The 15,526-nt window shown below is 71.2% G+C and carries 17 protein-coding genes; 3 read left to right on the plus strand and 14 right to left on the minus strand.

Annotated elements, in window-relative coordinates; translation table 11 throughout:
- Positions 1–187: 187 nt before the first annotated feature.
- The 12 genes from hisI to BM070_RS05265 form a co-directional block, all read right to left on the minus strand.
- On the minus strand, positions 188–709 hold the full coding sequence (hisI, locus tag BM070_RS05210; protein WP_092938261.1) for a phosphoribosyl-AMP cyclohydrolase: 522 nt from the start codon (positions 707–709) through the stop codon (positions 188–190).
- Positions 696–1,157: a ferric iron uptake transcriptional regulator gene (gene fur / locus BM070_RS05215; protein WP_092938263.1), complete on the minus strand. Its 462-nt coding sequence runs from the start codon at positions 1,155–1,157 to the stop codon at positions 696–698. Before fur ends, hisI begins: the two co-directional genes overlap by 14 nt.
- The gene (locus tag BM070_RS05220) at positions 1,150–2,514 is read right to left on the minus strand and encodes a dihydroorotase (RefSeq protein WP_092938265.1); all 1,365 of its coding nucleotides are present in this window, start codon (positions 2,512–2,514) and stop codon (positions 1,150–1,152) included. Before BM070_RS05220 ends, fur begins: the two co-directional genes overlap by 8 nt.
- 58 nt (positions 2,515–2,572) lie before the next feature.
- Positions 2,573–3,301 (minus strand): PIG-L deacetylase family protein, encoded by a 729-nt coding sequence (locus BM070_RS05225; RefSeq protein WP_092938267.1) that lies wholly within the window; start codon positions 3,299–3,301, stop codon positions 2,573–2,575.
- Positions 3,302–3,406: 105 nt separating this feature from the next.
- Complete coding sequence (locus BM070_RS05230; protein WP_092938269.1) at positions 3,407–3,967, minus strand: gamma carbonic anhydrase family protein; 561 nt, start codon at positions 3,965–3,967, stop codon at positions 3,407–3,409.
- The gene (gene yidD, locus BM070_RS05235) at positions 3,964–4,221 is read right to left on the minus strand and encodes a membrane protein insertion efficiency factor YidD (RefSeq protein WP_092938271.1); all 258 of its coding nucleotides are present in this window, start codon (positions 4,219–4,221) and stop codon (positions 3,964–3,966) included. Before yidD ends, BM070_RS05230 begins: the two co-directional genes overlap by 4 nt.
- Entirely contained in the window at positions 4,218–5,624 is a 1,407-nt protein-coding gene (cysS, locus tag BM070_RS05240; RefSeq protein WP_092938273.1) for a cysteine--tRNA ligase, read from the minus strand. The genes yidD and cysS overlap by 4 nt, the downstream gene beginning before the upstream one ends.
- 49 nt (positions 5,625–5,673) lie before the next feature.
- The gene (gene folE2, locus BM070_RS05245) at positions 5,674–6,591 is read right to left on the minus strand and encodes a GTP cyclohydrolase FolE2 (RefSeq protein WP_092938275.1); all 918 of its coding nucleotides are present in this window, start codon (positions 6,589–6,591) and stop codon (positions 5,674–5,676) included.
- Between the two features lie 59 nt (positions 6,592–6,650).
- Complete coding sequence (gene zigA, locus BM070_RS05250) at positions 6,651–7,862, minus strand: zinc metallochaperone GTPase ZigA (RefSeq protein WP_092938277.1); 1,212 nt, start codon at positions 7,860–7,862, stop codon at positions 6,651–6,653.
- Between the two features lie 37 nt (positions 7,863–7,899).
- Positions 7,900–8,289 (minus strand): Fur family transcriptional regulator, encoded by a 390-nt coding sequence (locus BM070_RS05255; protein WP_092938279.1) that lies wholly within the window; start codon positions 8,287–8,289, stop codon positions 7,900–7,902.
- Positions 8,290–8,487: 198 nt separating this feature from the next.
- Positions 8,488–8,964 (minus strand): hypothetical protein, encoded by a 477-nt coding sequence (locus BM070_RS05260; RefSeq protein ID WP_139222770.1) that lies wholly within the window; start codon positions 8,962–8,964, stop codon positions 8,488–8,490.
- A gap of 179 nt (positions 8,965–9,143) precedes the next feature.
- A complete protein-coding gene (locus BM070_RS05265; RefSeq protein ID WP_092938283.1) occupies positions 9,144–10,937 on the minus strand; it encodes a HAMP domain-containing sensor histidine kinase in 1,794 nt (597 codons plus the stop codon).
- A gap of 66 nt (positions 10,938–11,003) precedes the next feature.
- Here BM070_RS05265 and BM070_RS05270 point away from each other — a divergent pair, with 66 nt between their 5' ends.
- The 3 genes from BM070_RS05270 to BM070_RS05280 all read left to right on the plus strand — a co-directional run bounded on the left by BM070_RS05270 (position 11,004) and on the right by BM070_RS05280 (position 13,310).
- The gene (locus BM070_RS05270) at positions 11,004–11,207 is read left to right on the plus strand and encodes a hypothetical protein (RefSeq protein ID WP_092938285.1); all 204 of its coding nucleotides are present in this window, start codon (positions 11,004–11,006) and stop codon (positions 11,205–11,207) included.
- Positions 11,204–11,929 carry a response regulator gene (locus tag BM070_RS05275; protein ID WP_092938287.1) on the plus strand — a complete coding sequence of 242 codons (726 nt, stop codon included), beginning with the start codon at positions 11,204–11,206 and terminating at the stop codon, positions 11,927–11,929. Before BM070_RS05270 ends, BM070_RS05275 begins: the two co-directional genes overlap by 4 nt.
- A 127-nt stretch (positions 11,930–12,056) precedes the next feature.
- On the plus strand, positions 12,057–13,310 hold the full coding sequence (locus BM070_RS05280; RefSeq protein ID WP_092938289.1) for a putative Na+/H+ antiporter: 1,254 nt from the start codon (positions 12,057–12,059) through the stop codon (positions 13,308–13,310).
- Between the two features lie 70 nt (positions 13,311–13,380).
- Here the strand turns inward: BM070_RS05280 and lolD are convergent, their stop codons facing one another.
- Together lolD and BM070_RS05295 are read right to left on the minus strand one after the other, a co-directional pair.
- Entirely contained in the window at positions 13,381–14,067 is a 687-nt protein-coding gene (lolD, locus tag BM070_RS05285; protein ID WP_092938291.1) for a lipoprotein-releasing ABC transporter ATP-binding protein LolD, read from the minus strand.
- A gap of 174 nt (positions 14,068–14,241) precedes the next feature.
- Positions 14,242–15,495, minus strand: coding sequence for a lipoprotein-releasing ABC transporter permease subunit (locus tag BM070_RS05295; RefSeq protein ID WP_092938295.1), 1,254 nt, complete (start codon positions 15,493–15,495; stop codon positions 14,242–14,244).
- Between the last annotated feature and the right edge of the window lie 31 nt (positions 15,496–15,526).

Below are 15,526 nucleotides of genomic sequence, written 5' to 3' on the forward strand. Positions count from 1 at the left end.
GTAGGAAACGCTGCCGCACGCGCACAGTGCGCGTCGTCACGGCCTGGGCGTGCCGAAGGTCACCTCGAAGTCATGGCTTCAACCGGCCGCAGGGGCCCCGCGCCCCAGGAAACCTGCGGATGGCGCGGCTCATCAAAAGCAAAATCAAAAGTGGCGAAGAGCCTGCCGCCGAATCGCCCCGCCGCGGCTACAGCACGGTCGGATTCGGCACATCCCCATAGACCGCCTGCGGATCGAAGGTCTTGCCGCTCTCGGTGAACTGGAGGCCCGCGCCCGCCTGCCGCTGCGCGCCCACCGGCACCCGGCGGTAGAAGCAGGAGCGGTAGCCCACGTGGCAGCTCGCGCCCGAGCCGGCCACGCGCACGCGCAGCCAGACGGCGTCCTGGTCGTCGTCGATGCGCATCTCCTCGACCACCTGCACCAGGCCGCTGGTCGCGCCCTTGTGCCAGAGCGTCTTCCGCGACCGGCTCCAGTAGTGCGCCTCGCCGGTCTGGATGGTCCTCTCCAGGGCCTCGCGGTTCATGTAGCCGAGCATCAGCACCTGGCCGCTGGCGGCTTCGGTGGTGATGCAGGCGATCAGACCGTCGGCGTCGAACCTGGGTGCGAGTTCCTGGCCTTCCTCCACCTGCTCGATCGAGAGGCGGCGGCCGAACTGCACCGGCGTTTCGGTGCCCTGGGGTGCGGGGGAAGGGGTCTCAGGTAGGGTCATGGGAGGCTCTTTGAGGAGGCGTTGGTGGGCGGTGCTCGCAATCGGCCCGGGTGCAGCGGGCGTACAGCACATGCGAGTGCTCGATCAGCTCGAAGCCCTGCTGGCGGGCCAGGACCTGCTGGCGCTGCTCGATGGTGTCGTCGTGGAATTCCTGCACCCGCCCGCAGTCCGTGCAGACCAGGTGGTCGTGATGGTCGCCGTCGTCCAGCTCATAGACCGCGCGGTCCGCCTCGAAGCGGGACTGCTTGAGCAGCCCCGCCTGATGCATCTGCGTGAGCACCCGATAGACCGTGGCCAGGCCGATGTCGTGGCCCTTCTGGAACAGCTGCCGGTACACGTCTTCGGCCGTCATGTGCCGGGGCTGGGCCTGCTGGAACAGCTCCAGGATCTGCAGCCTGGGCAGCGTGACCTTCAGGCCATGGCTTCTGAGTTCGCGGGAATCAGTCATGCGGTGCTCCCTGGGCGGGGCTGCTGTCGAGGAAGGCGATCGGCCGGCCCATGGGCGGGCCTGCCAGCGCCTCGTCGCGCACCACGCAGCAGCCGCGCACGACGGTGTGGATGGGCCAGCCGGTGACGGCGAGGCCGTCGTAGGGCGTCCAGCCGCTGACGCTGGCGATCCATTCGTTGCGGATGGTGCGCCGGGCTTTCAAGTCCACGATGCTGAAGTCCGCGTCATGGCCCACGGCGATGCGCCCCTTGCCCGCGATGCCGAAGATGCGCGCAGGCCCGGCGCTGGTCAGATCGACCAGGCGCTGCAGGCTCAGGCGCCCCGCGTGCAGGTGGTCCAGCATCAGCGGCAGCAGCGTCTGCACGCCGGTCATGCCGCTGGGCGACTGCGGATAGGGCCGGGCCTTCTCCTGCAGCGTGTGCGGTGCGTGGTCGCTGCCGACCACATCGACCACGCCGTCGCGGATGGCCTGCCAGAGCGCGTCCTGGTGGCGCTGGCTGCGCACCGGCGGATTCATCTGCGCTAGGCTGCCCAGGCGCTCGTAGCAATCGGGGGCGCTCAGGCTCAGGTGGTGGGGCGTCACCTCCACCGTCACGCGGTGCCTGTGGCCGGCCAGAAAGGCCATCTCTTCGGCCGTGGAGACGTGCAGCACATGCAGGCGCCGGCCGGCTTCGGCCGCCAGCGCCAAGATGCGCCGGGTGGCCCGCAGCGCGCTCTCCACATCGCGCCACTCGGGGTGCTGGCGCACGTCGCCGCAGGCCTCCACGAGGGCCTTGCGCTCGCGCAGGCGGGCCTCGTCTTCGGCATGCACGGCCAGGCGCCGCCGGCCGTGGCGCAGGATGCGCCGCAGCACCTCGTCCTCATCGGCCAGCAGGTCGCCGAAGGAGCTGCCCATGAAGACCTTGACGCCCGCGCAGCCGGGCAGGTTTTCCAGCGCGGCGAGCTGCTCGGCGTTCACGGCCGAGCCGCCGATGTAGAAGGCGTGGTCGCACCAGGCGCGACCCCGGGCGGCGTCGAGCTTGGCCTGCAGGTCGGCCGCGCTCAGCGTCAGCGGCTGGGTGTTGGGCATCTCGAAGACGGCCGTCACCCCACCCAGCACGGCGCCGCGCGTGCCGGCCTCCAGGTTCTCCTTGTGCACCAGGCCCGGTTCCCGGAAGTGCACCTGGCTGTCGATGGCGCCCGGCAGCACGTGCAGGCCGCAGGCATCGAGCACGGTGCCGGCGCTCCAGGAGCCGGCCAGATCGCCCAGCGCCACGATGCGGCCGCCGCTGCAGGCCACGTCGATGCGCTCGGCGCCGCCGGGCGTCACCACGGTGCCGCCGCGCAGCAGCAGGTCGGCATGGCGGGGCGTGGTCATGCCGCGGCCCCCTCCCCCGCCAAGGCGGCTGCGCGAAGGCTTCGCTGGACGGCCATGGTCACAGCGTTCCGACCACGCTGGGCGTGAGGCGCATGAAGCCCTCGGCGTATTCGATGTTGCGCGCCGCCGTGATGCCGATGTTGCGCTTGGCCTGCACGCCGCGCTGCTGCGCCACACGGGTGTAGTAGTGCCACAGGTGTTCCTGGCCGGCCATGCATTCGATGGCGCGGCGCTTGGTCTCCCACACGTCGGTGATGTCCAGGAAGGTGTTGGGCTCCCAGTGGCACTGCTCGGGCTGGTGCGGCTCGAAGGCATAGACGGGCGGCGCGCCCAGGATCTTCTGGCCGGGGTTGTGGCCCTCGGCCTGGGCGATGACGCGCGCCTCCTGCGCCACGTGCATGGCGAGCGGGTGGTCGAAGTTGTACGGGTCCTGCACCGAGTGGCTGAGCACGAAGGCCGGCTGCAGGCTGCGGTAGAGATCGACCAGGCGGAACAGGGTCTCGTCGTTCACCCGCATCGGGTAGTCGCCGATGTCCCAGAACTCGACCTCGCCGCCCAGGATGTCGGCGGCGCGCTGCGCCTCGTCACGGCGCGCGGCCTTCACCTTCTCCAGCGTCATGCCGGACTGGCGCCACAGCTTGGCCGATTCGCCGCGCTCGCCGTAGGACAGGCAGACGATGCGGACATGCCAGCCCTGCCGGACATGGCTGGCGATGGCGCCGCCGGCGCGCCAGACGAAATCGGCCGAATGGGCGCTGACGACGAGCGCGGTGGGTGTGGTTGTCATGGAATGCTCCTCAGGATGGTGTGAGAAAGTGGGTGGGGCTGCCGGCGTGAGCAGCGCAACGCCGAAGAAGGCGCTGCTCCGACCGCTCAAGGGGTTGCCGTCCGCCTAGAACTCGTTCTGGATGGCCTTGTAGCCGCGCACCAGTTCGTTGTTGGTGCGGGCCACGTCTTCCGAGAATTCGCTGGCGGACGCGGGCACCTGCGGCAGCGCGGCCAGGTCGGTGTCGGGGCCGATGCGCTCGGTGGAACGCACGTAGAAGCCCGGCGGCAGATGCACCCCATCGACCACGGCGTTGTAGCGGACCACGCAGCCGTCGGACACGGTGCAGTTGAACAGCACGCTGTTGAAGCCGATGAACACGCCGCTGCCCACCGTGCAGGGCCCGTGCACGATGGCCCGGTGGGCGATGGAAGTGCGCTGGCCGATGGTGACCTGCGCGCCGGACTTGGAGTGGATGACCACGCCGTCCTGGATGTTGGAGTGGGCGCCGATCACGATGGGATCGATGTGGCCGTTGGCATCCATCTCGTCGGCGCGGATCACCGCGTAGGGGCCGATGAAGACGTTCTCCTCGACGACGACGAGGCCGCAGAGGATGGCGGTGGGATCGACGAAGGCGGTGGGGTGGATTCGCGGCAGGTCGCCGCGCGGGTTCTTGCGGATCATGTGGGGGTGGGATCTCGTTGGGTGGAGCGGGCCGGCGGCACCGGGTCGTGGCCGCCGGGATGAAAGGGGTGGCAGCGGCCGATGCGCCGCAGCGCCAGCCAGCCGCCCCGGAGCGCGCCGTGCGTGCGCAGCGCCTCGATGGCGTACCGGGAGCAGCTCGGCTGGAAGCGGCAGTTCGATCCCAGCGCCGGACTGATGAAGAGCTGGTAGCCGCGCACCAGCAGCACCAGGAACCGGGCAGGCCCGCGCGTCATGCCGGCTCCTTGCGGGCGCGGCGCACGGCCATGCCTTCGGCGGTGTCTTCTACGGCGAAGCCCGCCGCCGCCAGCTCGGCGCGCAGCGCATCGGCACGCGCGAAGTCGCGGCGGCTGCGCGCCAGCTCCCGTTCGGCCAGCAGTGCGCGAACCGCGCCCTCGCTCAGCGACGGCGCCGCGGCCGATGGCGCCAGTGCCTCCAGAGCAGCCGCGGGGGCCTGCTGCAGAAAGCCGAGCAGGCCGGCCGATGCCAGCAGGCACGACCGGGCCTCGGCCCGCGCCGCATCGGTCGCCGGCTCGTCGAGCTGGCTGCGCAGCACATGCAGGCGCGCCAGCGCTCCGGGCACGTTCAGGTCGTTCCTCAGCGCTGCGAGCACCTCCGGGTCAGGGCTGGCGTCAGGCGCTGCGGCGATGTGCGCCACCTTCGCCAGGCTGGCGTAGAAGCGCAGCAGGGTCTGCCGCGCATCGGCCAGGCGCTGGGCGCTCCAGTCCAGCGGCCGGCGGTAGTGGGTGCCCAGCAGCGCCAGGCGGATGGCCTCGCCCGGCGCCTGGGCCAGCAGGTCGCGGACCAGCAGCACGTTGCCGAGCGACTTGGACATCTTCTGCCCATCCACCGTGACGAAGCTGTTGTGCACCCAGGTGCGGCAGTAGAGCGCGCCGTGCGCGCAGGTGCCCTGGGCGATCTCGTTCTCGTGGTGCGGAAAGATCAGGTCCTGCCCGCCGCCATGGATGTCGATGGTCGTGCCCAGGTGCTGGCCGATCATGGCCGAGCACTCGACATGCCAGCCGGGCCGGCCCCGGCCCCAGGGGCTGTCCCAGCCCGGCTGCTCGGGCGTGGCAGGCTTCCAGAGCACGAAGTCCAGCGGGTCGCGCTTGTAGGGCGCCACCTCCACGCGGGCGCCGGCCAGCATGTCTTCGGTGCGGCGGCCCGACAGCTCGCCATAGGCCGGATAGGACGGCACATGGAACAGCACGTGCCCCTGCTCCACATAGGCGTGGCCGCGCGCGATCAGCGTCTGCACCAGCCCGACGATGGCGGGGATATGCGCCGTGACGCGCGGCTCCAGGTCGGGCGCCTGCACGCCCAGCGCCTGCATGTCCGCGTGGTAGGCCGCGATGTAGCGCTCGGTGATGGCGCCGATGGGCACGCCGGCCGCTGCGGCCGCCGCGTTGATCTTGTCGTCCACGTCGGTGAAGTTGCGGGCGTAGACCAGCTCGCGGTAGTCGCGGCGCAGCAGCCGCGCGAGCACGTCGAAGACCACGGCGGGCCGGGCGTTGCCGATGTGCGCGTAGTTGTAGACCGTCGGTCCGCAGACGTACATCGTGGCCCGGTCCGGCCATTCGGTGCGCAGCCGCTCCTTCCTGCGGCTCAGCGTGTTGTAGAGGTGGATGCCGGCGCTCATGCGGCGGCCTTTCCGGGCCGCCCCTGCGCTGGCGGCAGCGCGTGCCGGGTCATGCCGCCACCATCCCCTCCCGGTGGGGCGAGGCCCAGGCCACGGCGTCGTGCGGGTGCAGGCTCTCCATGTGGCGGACGAAGACACGGGGCCGGCCGTAGCCGCCCAGCGCCGTTTCGATGCGCCGCGCCGCGTCCTCGACGAACATCAGGTTCTGGCCGTTGAGCGCCGCGAAAGCCTGTTCGTCGGCGCGCTTGACCGCTGTCTGCACGGGCGTGCCCACGGCCTGCTCGATGCCGTCGATCAAGGCCAGCAGCCCCAGCGTGGGCGCATCGGCGGCTACATCCACCGACACGCAGGCTTCGCTGCGCTGGCTGTGCGGCGTGGCGAGCGAGGCATGGCGGCGCAGCCAGCCGGCCACGTCCTGGGAAGGCACGGCCTCCTGCTGGCCGAAGGCTTCGGAAAAGGCGTGCTCGATCAGTTGCCGCGCCAGCGCGGCCGAGCACGGGCAGGTGGAGGAATAGCCCACCCGCACTTCGAGGCGGCAGCGGAACACGCCGGCGACGAGCGAGGCCTCCAGCCGCACGGGGTAGGACTTCCAGCCCGAGAGGCCCTGCGTCACCAGCGCCGGGCGGCGCACCAGCAGGTCCAGCGCCAGGCCCAGCCGCGCACTGCGGCTGTCGCAATCGTGGTGGCTGGCGATCATGGCCTGCAACACGCCGTGCAGGCCGGCGGGAGACAGCGCCTCGCCCTGGCTCAGGCCGTCCAGCAGCCGGTAGAGCCGGGACATGTGGATGCCCTTGACCTGCGGCGCGGGCAGATCGACCGCCACGTCCGCCCGGGCATGCAGCTCGCGGCGGTAGCCCGGCTCGGCCAGGGTCAAGGGCAGGTCGATGCCCTGCATGCCGACCCATTCCAGCGGGCTCAGGCGGGGGGCGGTGTCGGTCAGGGAAACGTCGGGGAGTGCATCGTTCATGCGCAGGATCCAGGTAGGAGGCGCTCCCACGCGGATCAGGGCATGGGGGCCGGTTCAGTTCATTGCCAGTCGGCGAAGGGGGTGTGCCAGGTGGTCCAGACCTTGGGGCCCAGGGCCATTTCCGCATCGGTCAGCAGACAGGCATCGAAGCGCGCGCGCAGCGCCGCCTCGTCCATGTCCATGCCGATCAGCACCAGTTCCTGGCGGGCGTCGCCCACGCCGTCCTGCCAGTGCTCGCGGATCAGGGCGACCGATTCCTCGTCCTGGGGCCAGTACTCCGCAGGCACGGCCGCCCACCAGTGGCCGGCCTTGCCATGCCGGGCCACCGCCCCGGCCTGCGACCAGTTGCCGGCCAGCGCCGGATGGCTCGCCAGCCAGAAGAAGCCCTTGGAACGCACCACGCCCGGCCATTCGCTGCCCACCCAGGCGGCGAAACGCTCGGGGTGGAAGGGGCGGCGGGCGCGATAGACGAAGCTGTGGATGCCGTATTCCTCGGACTCCGGCTTGTGCGTGCCGCGCAGTTCCTGGAGCCAGCCGGGCGCCTTGGACGCCTCGTCGAAGTCGAACAGGCCCGTCTGCAGCACCTTGCCCAGCGGCACCTCGCCGAACCGGGCGATCTCGATGCGGGCTCGCGGGTTGAGGCCGCGCAGGATGGCCATCAGGCGATCGCGCTCGTCCTCGCTGATGAGGTCCACCTTGTTGAGCACGATCACGTCGCAGAACTCGACCTGCTCGATCAGCAGATCGACCACGGTGCGCTGGTCTTCCTCGCCCATCGATTCGCCGCGCGACTGCAGGCTGTCGCGCGAGCTGTAGTCGCGCAGGAAGTTGAAGGCATCGACGACCGTGACCATGGTGTCCAGCCGGGCCACCTCGCCCAGGCTGCGGCCGTCTTCGCCCGCGAAGGTGAAGGTCTCGGCCACGGGCAGCGGCTCGGAAATGCCGGTGGACTCGATCACGAGCTGGTCGAAGCGGCCCTCCTTGGCCAGGCGGTCCACCTCCAGCAGCAGATCCTCGCGCAGCGTGCAGCAGATGCAGCCGTTGCTCATCTCGACCAGCTTTTCCTCGGTGCGCGAGAGCTCGGCGCCGCCGTCGCGCACCAGGGCCGCGTCGATGTTCACCTCCGACATGTCGTTGACGATGACCGCCACGCGGCGGCCCTCGCGGTTGTTCAGGATGTGGTTGAGCAGCGTGGTCTTGCCCGCGCCCAGGAAACCCGACAGCACGGTGACGGGGAGCTTGCGGGAGGCTGTTGGCGTATCGGTATTCATCGTGTTGTCTCTTTCATGGCGGGCACCCCGGCCGCGCTCAGCCTTGCGCGGCGCAACTGGCGCACAGGCCGCGCAGCTCGATGTTGGATTCGCGCAGCGAGAACGCATTGCGCTTGACCAGCGCCGCCAGGCTGCGGCCCAGGGAGGGATCGGCGAACTCATCGACATGCCCACACTTTTCGCAGATCGCGAAGGCCAGCGGGCCCTGCCTGCAGCCGTCGGCGCAGGCGCAGCTGACATAGGCATTGAGGCTCTCCAGGCGATGCACCAGCCCGTCCTGCACCAGGCGTTCGAGCGCCCGGTACACCTGGGTGGGCGCGCTGAAGCCCTGCCCGCGCAGCTGGTCGAGCAGGTTGTAGGCGCTGAGGGGAGCCTGGGCCTGCTGCAGCGTCGAAAGCACGCGTTGTTGGTTGGCGGTCAGGTCCACAGCGATCTCCTTGGAAGCATTTTTGCAATGTTATAACATAACAAAACTGACCGGATGGAGCGCCGGGTGACGGCCCATTGAGTGGACGCATCAGTCTTGAGTGCAGGCCGGTCCGGCGTGAAAAAGCCCCGAGCCGAAGCGCGGGGCTGGACGAAAGGCCGGGGCCGGCGGGATGGGCCGGGCTCCGGCCAGGGGCGGTCAGCCGGCCGACGCGCCGCTCGCCGGAGCGAGCTTGGGCGTGCCGGCCCAGTGGAAGAACACGTCGCGGCCCTGCTTGCCGTCGAGCGTGACCTCGCGCGACTCGGTCATGCCGTTGGCGGTGGCCGTCACGCGGTACTTGCCCGGGGGCAGCTTGGCGTAGGTCATGGGCCCGGCGCTGTTGAGCACCAGCATGGGCGCGCCGCGATCGTCGGTCACCAGCAGCTTGACCCCGGCCTCGAATTCATTGTCCTTGCGCGCCGAGAAGACCATGCGCAGCGGCCATTCCTTGGCCGTCTTGCGCATCGCCTCCTGCTCGCTGTGGCCGATGCCGCCGTTCTCGTAGGTCGTGGCATGCGCCTTTTCGAGCAGGATCAGTTCGTCCTGCGCACGCGCCGGCAGCGTGACGGCAGACATCAGCACGGCCAGGGTGATGGCGCCCAGCGTGGCGCCGCGGGAAGTGGTCTGGAAACGCATCATGAACTCCTTCGGATCGGGTTCGGGGCTGGAGCCGCTGCGACCATCGCACCGGCCACCCACGGAACGGAATCTAGGCCTGGGCGGCAGCCCCGGGCAGTGCCGAAGGTCACGGCGTGGGCACGACTTCGCACGGCCCTGCGCAGGGCCGCGATGCGCGCGGCGCGGCTCGGGGAGGCTCAGGGCGCGAAGCTCAGGCGCAGTTCGGTGCCCGCGCCCGGCCGGCTGTCGATGGCGAGCGCGGCGCCGATCAGCGCCGCCTGCTCCTCGATGCCCACCAGCCCGTAGTGGCCGGCATGCGGCGCCTGCGGATCGAAGCCGGCGCCGTCGTCGCGCACGCTGAGCACGGCGCGCTCGCCCTCCGCCCCCAGCGCCACCACCACGCCGCGGGCCTGCGCATGGCGCTCCACGTTGCGCAGGGCTTCCTCGGCGATGCGGTAGATGGTCTCGGCCCGCTCGTCGGCCAGATCGGCGGCCGCCCCGGCGAAGCTGAATTCGGTGGCAAGGCCGGTGCGCTCGCCGAAGCGCCCGAGCAGGTCGCGCAGCGCGGCGGCCAGGCCCTTTTCGCGCACGGTGCCGTGGCGCATCTGCGTGATGGCGGCGCGCGCATCGGCCAGGCCCGAGGCGGCCACCTCTTCGGCGCGGCCCAGCTCGGCGGCCAGCTCCTCGGGCGCCATGCGGCCCTGCAGCTTGCGCACCAGCCGGATCTGCTGCAGCAGCGCCATCAGCGAATGCGCCAGCGTGTCGTGCAGGTCGCGCGCCAGCCGCAGCCGCTCGCGCGTGACGGCGGCGTGGCGCGCCTCTTCCGACATGCGCTGGATGCGCGCCGTGCGCTCGGCCACGCGCTCGTCCAGCTCCGCGTTCAGCGCCGCCAGCGCCGCCTTCTCGGCCTGCAGCTGCGCGATCAGCCCGGCCATGGCGGCGCCGATGCGGCCCACCTCGTCCTGCCCGCGCGGCGGTTCGATGTCGCTGCGCAGGCCGTCGCGGATCTGCTGCGCCTGCACCGCCAGGGTATTGAGCCGGCGCGTGAGCCAGCGCGTGAGCAGCGGCGCGCTGCAGGCCGCCAGCAGGCCAGCCAGCAGCACCGTGAGCAGCACCGTGCTGCGCAGCTGCTCATCGCCGCGCAGCGCGATGCCGGCCGGCTGGCGCACGACCACCGTCCAGCCCGGGCCGCCCAGCACCGCTTCATCAGGGCCCTGCCGCCCCACCACGAAGCGGCCGCCCTCGGTGAGGTCGGCGCCCTGCGCGCTCCGCCCGGCCCAGGCCGGCGGGCCCAGCAGCACGTAGCCGTCGCGGCCGATCAGCAGCAGCTCGGGCGGGCTCTGGGCGCCCAGGCCCGCGGCCAGATCGCGGCCCTGGCGCTCCAGCCAGTCCCACGCCAACTGGCCCGCCAGCAGCCGGCCCTGGGCGATGGGCACCACGGCATCGAGGATGCGGCCGCGCGGCCCCTCGCCGCCTGCGGCGTGGCCCAGGAACGGGGCGGCATCGCGCACGGCGCGCCACTGGCTGCGGCCCAGGGGCGCTGCGCCCTGCGGCGTGCCGGCCTGGGCCACGACCTCGCCCCCAGCATCGACCACCGCGAGCCAGGCGAACTCCGGGAACTGGGCGCGCAGGGCCGCCAGGTGGGGCTGCAGGCTCGGCTCCAGCTGCAGCGCCTCGGCAGCGCCCGGCCCCTGGCCGGAAACGGCCACCTGCCCGGCCGTGACCTGCAGGACGGCCAGCCGCAGCCGCAGGTCCATGTCCAGCCCGCGCTCCACCTGGCGCGCGAACTGCCCCATCAGGCCCTGGGTGGCGACGCGCGCGGCCTGCTCGGCGTCGGACGAGGCCAGCTGGCCCGCCACCACCGAGGCCAGCGCGACCACGGCCAGCATGGACCAGCCGATGGCCGCCGCCAGATAGCGCCGCGGGTCCAGCCAGCCCAGCCAGGCGGCGAAGGAAGCGGTGGCGCGAGGGGGAAGAGAAGATGACTGCATGGTGCCGTTCGTCACTGTGCGCCGCTGCGCACGTGGCCTATATTGGGAGCCGAGGACGATCTTGCCATGCTCGAAGAACTGATCCGCGCCGTCGGCGCCGCCGCCGGCCTGCCCCCCGAACAAGCCGCCCTGGCGGTGGCCGCGGTGCTGCGCTTCTTCACCGCGCGCATGCCGTCCTCGCTGGTCGGGGAACTGCACGAGCGCCTGGGCATGCGCCTGCGGGCCGCCGCCCCGCCCGCCTCTCCGACGCAACCGAAACGACTCCCATGAGCGAACCCGAGACCTGCCCACCCCGCCCCCTGCGCCTGCTGATCGTGGACGATCAGCCCCTGATCCGCCGCGCCCTGGCGATGACGCTGGGCGTGGAGCCCGACATCGAGGTCGTGGGCCAGGCCGTGGACGGCCAGGACGCCATCGACCAGGCCCTGGCGCTGCAGCCCGACATGGTCGTCATGGACCTGCAGATGCCGCGCGTGAGCGGCGTGGTCGCCACGCGCGAGATCACGGCCCGGCTGCCAGCCGCTCGCGTGGTGGTGCTGACCACCTTCGACCATGACGACCTGGTCTTCGAGGCCATCCGCGCCGGTGCGCGGGCCTACCTGCTCAAGGATGCGGCCGAGGACGAGGTGCTGGAAACCATCCGCGCGGTGCAGCGTGGCGAATCGCGCCTTTCGCCCCAGATCGCCTGCAAGGTGCTGGAGGAATTCCGCCGCCTGGGCACGGGCAGCCCGCCGGCCGCGCCAGTGCCGGAGCCCGGCCCCGGCGCCCTGCCCACGCCGCCGGCGCCCGGCCAGCCGCTGCAGGAGCCGCTGACCGACAAGGAGGCGCGCATCCTGGAACTCATCGCCGACGGCCTGAGCAACAAGAAGATCGCCGCCAGCGTCTTCCTGGCCGAAGGCACGGTGAAGAACTACGTGAGCCGCATCATGGAAAAGCTGCACGCCCGCAACCGCACCGAGCTGGCGGTGATGGCGGCCGCGCGGCGCAGCTGAGCGGACTGGGGCCGGCACTCAGGCGCCGGGAGCACCGCCTTTAGAATGCAGCCTGGGTGGCGCGCCATGCGGGCGCGCCAGGTATAGCGAAGGTCGGGCCGCCTCGCGGTTTCCTCCTGTCCGCCCCATGACCGAATCGTCCCTGCAGTGGCTCGCCGCTGCCCTCTTCGCCCTCGCCCTGGCCCACACCTTCGCGGCCAAGCAGTTCGAGCGGCTCTCGCACCGTTTTCCACGCCATTCCGGCCTCTTCCACCTGCTGGGCGAGGTCGAGGTGGTGTTCGGCCTCTGGGCCATCGTGCTCGTGTGCTGCATGGCCCTGCTGGCCGGCGGGCCCGCGGCCCTGGCCTATGCCGAATCGCGCAACTACACCGAGCCGCTCTTCGTCTTCGTGGTGATGGTGATCGCCGCCTCGCGCCCCGTGCTGTGGGCCGTGTCGGCACTCACGCAAGGGCTGGCGCAGCTAGCGCCGATCTCCACCCCGGTGGCCAGGGTCTGGCTGGGGCTGGCGGCCGTGCCGCTGCTGGGCTCGGCCGTGACCGAGCCGGCGGCCATGACGATCGCCGCGCTCATGCTCGCGCCGCTGGCCTTCCGGCCCGAGGTGCCGGCCATGCCCAAATACCTGGCGCTGGGCGTGCTGTTCGTCAACGTCTCCATCGGCGGCACGCTCACCGCCTATGCCGCGCCGCCGGTGCTGATGGTGGCCACGACCTGGCAGTGGGACAGCGCCTTCATGTTCCAGCACTTCGGCTGGAAGGCGGCGCTGGCGGTGTGCTGCAACGCCACCATCGCCACGCTGGCGCTGCGCGCCCATCTGGGTGGCGCGCAGGACGATGGCGAATCCCTGCCCCCGGTGCCGCTGCCGGTGGTGGCCGTGCATATCGCGCTGCTGGCCGGCGTGGTGCTGTTCGCCCACCATCCGGTGATCTTCCTCGGCATCTTCCTGATGTTCATGGGCTACACGCAGGCCTATGCCCGCCACCAGAGCCCGCTGATCCTGAAGGAGGCGCTGCTGGTGGCCTTCTTCCTGGCCGGGCTGGTGGTGCTGGGCGGCATGCAGCGGTGGTGGCTGCAGCCCATCGTGTCGGGGCTGGAGCCGCTGGCGCTCTTCGCGGGCGCGCTGGGCCTCACGGCCGTGACGGACAACGCGGCGCTGACCTATCTGGGCTCGCTGATCCAGGGCCTGCCTGCAGAGTCGCGCTACATGCTGGTGGCCGGCGCGGTGGCGGGCGGCGGCCTCACGGTGATCGCCAATGCGCCCAACCCGGCCGGGCTGGCGCTGCTCAAGCGCGGGTTCAGCGACGAGACGGTGAGCGCGGGCGGGCTGCTGCTGGGCGCCGCGCTGCCCACGGCCATTGCCGCGGCGGCCTTTCTGCTGCTGTAGCGGCTGCGCACGCCACCCGCTATCAATTCAATAGCTGCCAGCCCTTACTGGGAAAGGGCTGGCGGCCGATTCAACCCAGAACGCCGGAATTCATGCGCAGCATGCGGTCGCAGCGCACGGCCAGTTGCTCGTCGTGCGTGACCATCACGAAGGCCGTGCCCTGCTCGCGCGCCAGGCGCAGCATGAGCTGGAACACGCCGTCGGCCGTGGAGCGGTCGAGGTTGCCGGTGGGCTCGTCGGCCAGCACGCAGGCCGGGCGGGTGACCAGGGCGCGGGCGATGGCCACGCGCTGGCGCTCGCCGCCCGACAGCTCCGCCGGCCGGTGCAGGGCGCGTTCGCCCAGGCCCACGGCGGCCAGCATCTGCCGGGCCTGCTCCAGGCAGTCGGCATAGGGCAGGCGGCGGATGCGCAGCGGCATGGCGACGTTGTCCTGCGCGCTGAATTCGGGCAGCAGGTGGTGGAACTGGTAGATGAAGCCCAGGTGCTGGTTGCGCAGCTCGCCCTGGCGCGCGGGCGAGAGCGTGTGCAGCGCCTGGCCCTGCAGCTGCACGGTGCCGGCGGTGGGCGCGTCGAGCCCGCCCAGCAGGTGCAGCAGCGTGCTCTTGCCCGAGCCCGAGGCGCCGACGATGGCCAGCGTCTCGCCCGCATGCACGTCCAGGTCCACGCCCTTGAGCACGGTCACGTCCAGGCGCCCTTCGGTGAAGCGCTTGGTCAGGCCCCGCGCATGTAGCACCACTTCGTTGTTCCCCGCGTTCATCTCGATTCTCCAGCGCGCAAAGCGCTACCCACAGCCCATGAAACCGGCATGGCCCAGTCCAGTGGCAGCCCAGCAAGGGCCGCCCCGCAGCGAGGGCTGCGTCCACCCGCCCGACGTGCGCAGCACGCCGAGAGCGGGGGGAAGCCGCGAAGCGGCTCAGGGGGGTGTTCCCGGCTACTCATAGCGCAGGGCCTCCGCCGGGTTGACGCGGCTGGCGCGCCAGCTGGGGTACAGGGTGGCGACGAACGCCAGGATCAGGGAGATGACGGCGATGGGCACGATGTCGCTGCGCTGCGGGTCGCTGGGCATCTTGCTGATGAGGTAGATGTCCTTGGGCAGGAAGTTGGCGTGCAGCGCGTGCTCGATGGCGGGCACGATCACGTCGATGTTGAAGGCGATCAGGAGGCCCAGGGCCAGCCCGCCCAGCGTGCCGATCACGCCCACCATGGCGCCCTGCACCACGAAGATGCCCATGATGCTGCGCGGGCTGGCGCCCAGCGTGCGCAGGATGGCGATATCGGCGCGCTTGTCGGTCACCGTCATCACCAGGGTGGAGACGAGGTTGAACGCCGCCACTGCCACGATCAGCGTGAGGATGATGAACATCATGCGTTTTTCCAGCTGCACGGCGGCGAACCAGGTGCGGTTCTGCTGCGTCCAGTCGCGGATCAGCAGATCGCCCGAGAGCGAGTGCGCCAGCTGCTGGGCCACCTCGGGCGCCTGCTGCAGGTCGCGCAGCTTCAGGCGGATGCCGGTAGGGCCTTCGAGGCGGAAGATGCGCTCGGCGTCGGCGTAGTGCATCAGCACCAGGGTGGAGTCGTATTCGTAGTGGCCGGAATTGAAGGTGCCCGCCACCGTCATCTGCTTGAGGCGCGGCAGCACGCCGGCCGGCGTCACCTGCCCGCCGGGGGCGATCAGCGTGATCACGTCGCCCGCGCGCACGCCCAGCGCCCGGGCCAGCTCGCTGCCCAGCACCACGCGGAATTCGCCGGGCACCAGCGCGGCCAGCTCCTGCTGGTTGGCGGCGGCCAGGTCGGTCACCTCGCCCTCGCGGGCCGGGTCGATGCCGCGCACCAGCGCGCCGCGCATGTCCTCGCCCCGCGCCAGCAGCGCCTGGGCCGAGACGAAGGGCGCGGCGCCCACCACCTCGGGGTTGGCGCGCGCCTCGGCCATGGTGCGCTGGATGTCGGGCAGCGCCCCGCCGTTCGGGGCGAAGATCTCGATGTGCGAGACCACGCTCAGCATGCGGTCGCGCACTTCCTTCTGGAAGCCGTTCATCACGCTCAGCACGATGATGAGCGCCGCCACGCCGAGCGCGATGCCCAGCATGGACACGCCGGAGATGAAGGAGATGAAGCCATTGCGCCGCGTGGCGCGGCCTGCCCGGGTGTAGCGCCAGCCCAGGGCCAGTTCGTAGGGGATTTGCATGAAATGTGAAGTGGCCCAGGCGCCGCTCGGG

The organism is Paracidovorax wautersii (assembly GCF_900113035.1).
Classification (GTDB): Bacteria; Pseudomonadota; Gammaproteobacteria; order Burkholderiales; family Burkholderiaceae_C; genus Paracidovorax; species Paracidovorax wautersii.

Bases quoted from the DNA above. Each gene is read 5' to 3' on its own strand.
- BM070_RS05225 (WP_092938267.1), bottom strand. From the start codon at position 3,301: ATGACAACCACACCCACCGCGCTCGTCGTCAGCGCCCATTCGGCCGAT.
- hisI (WP_092938261.1), bottom strand. From the start codon at position 709: ATGACCCTACCTGAGACCCCTTCCCCCGCACCCCAGGGCACCGAAACG.
- cysS (WP_092938273.1), bottom strand. From the start codon at position 5,624: ATGAGCGCCGGCATCCACCTCTACAACACGCTGAGCCGCAGGAAGGAG.
- fur (WP_092938263.1), bottom strand. From the start codon at position 1,157: ATGACTGATTCCCGCGAACTCAGAAGCCATGGCCTGAAGGTCACGCTG.
- zigA (WP_092938277.1), bottom strand. From the start codon at position 7,862: ATGAATACCGATACGCCAACAGCCTCCCGCAAGCTCCCCGTCACCGTG.
- folE2 (WP_092938275.1), bottom strand. From the start codon at position 6,591: ATGAACGATGCACTCCCCGACGTTTCCCTGACCGACACCGCCCCCCGC.
- BM070_RS05260 (WP_139222770.1), bottom strand. From the start codon at position 8,964: ATGCGTTTCCAGACCACTTCCCGCGGCGCCACGCTGGGCGCCATCACC.
- lolD (WP_092938291.1), bottom strand. From the start codon at position 14,067: ATGAACGCGGGGAACAACGAAGTGGTGCTACATGCGCGGGGCCTGACC.
- BM070_RS05265 (WP_092938283.1), bottom strand. From the start codon at position 10,937: ATGCAGTCATCTTCTCTTCCCCCTCGCGCCACCGCTTCCTTCGCCGCC.
- BM070_RS05270 (WP_092938285.1), top strand. From the start codon at position 11,004: ATGCTCGAAGAACTGATCCGCGCCGTCGGCGCCGCCGCCGGCCTGCCC.
- yidD (WP_092938271.1), bottom strand. From the start codon at position 4,221: ATGACGCGCGGGCCTGCCCGGTTCCTGGTGCTGCTGGTGCGCGGCTAC.
- BM070_RS05275 (WP_092938287.1), top strand. From the start codon at position 11,204: ATGAGCGAACCCGAGACCTGCCCACCCCGCCCCCTGCGCCTGCTGATC.
- BM070_RS05295 (WP_092938295.1), bottom strand. From the start codon at position 15,495: ATGCAAATCCCCTACGAACTGGCCCTGGGCTGGCGCTACACCCGGGCA.
- BM070_RS05230 (WP_092938269.1), bottom strand. From the start codon at position 3,967: ATGATCCGCAAGAACCCGCGCGGCGACCTGCCGCGAATCCACCCCACC.
- BM070_RS05220 (WP_092938265.1), bottom strand. From the start codon at position 2,514: ATGACCACGCCCCGCCATGCCGACCTGCTGCTGCGCGGCGGCACCGTG.
- BM070_RS05280 (WP_092938289.1), top strand. From the start codon at position 12,057: ATGACCGAATCGTCCCTGCAGTGGCTCGCCGCTGCCCTCTTCGCCCTC.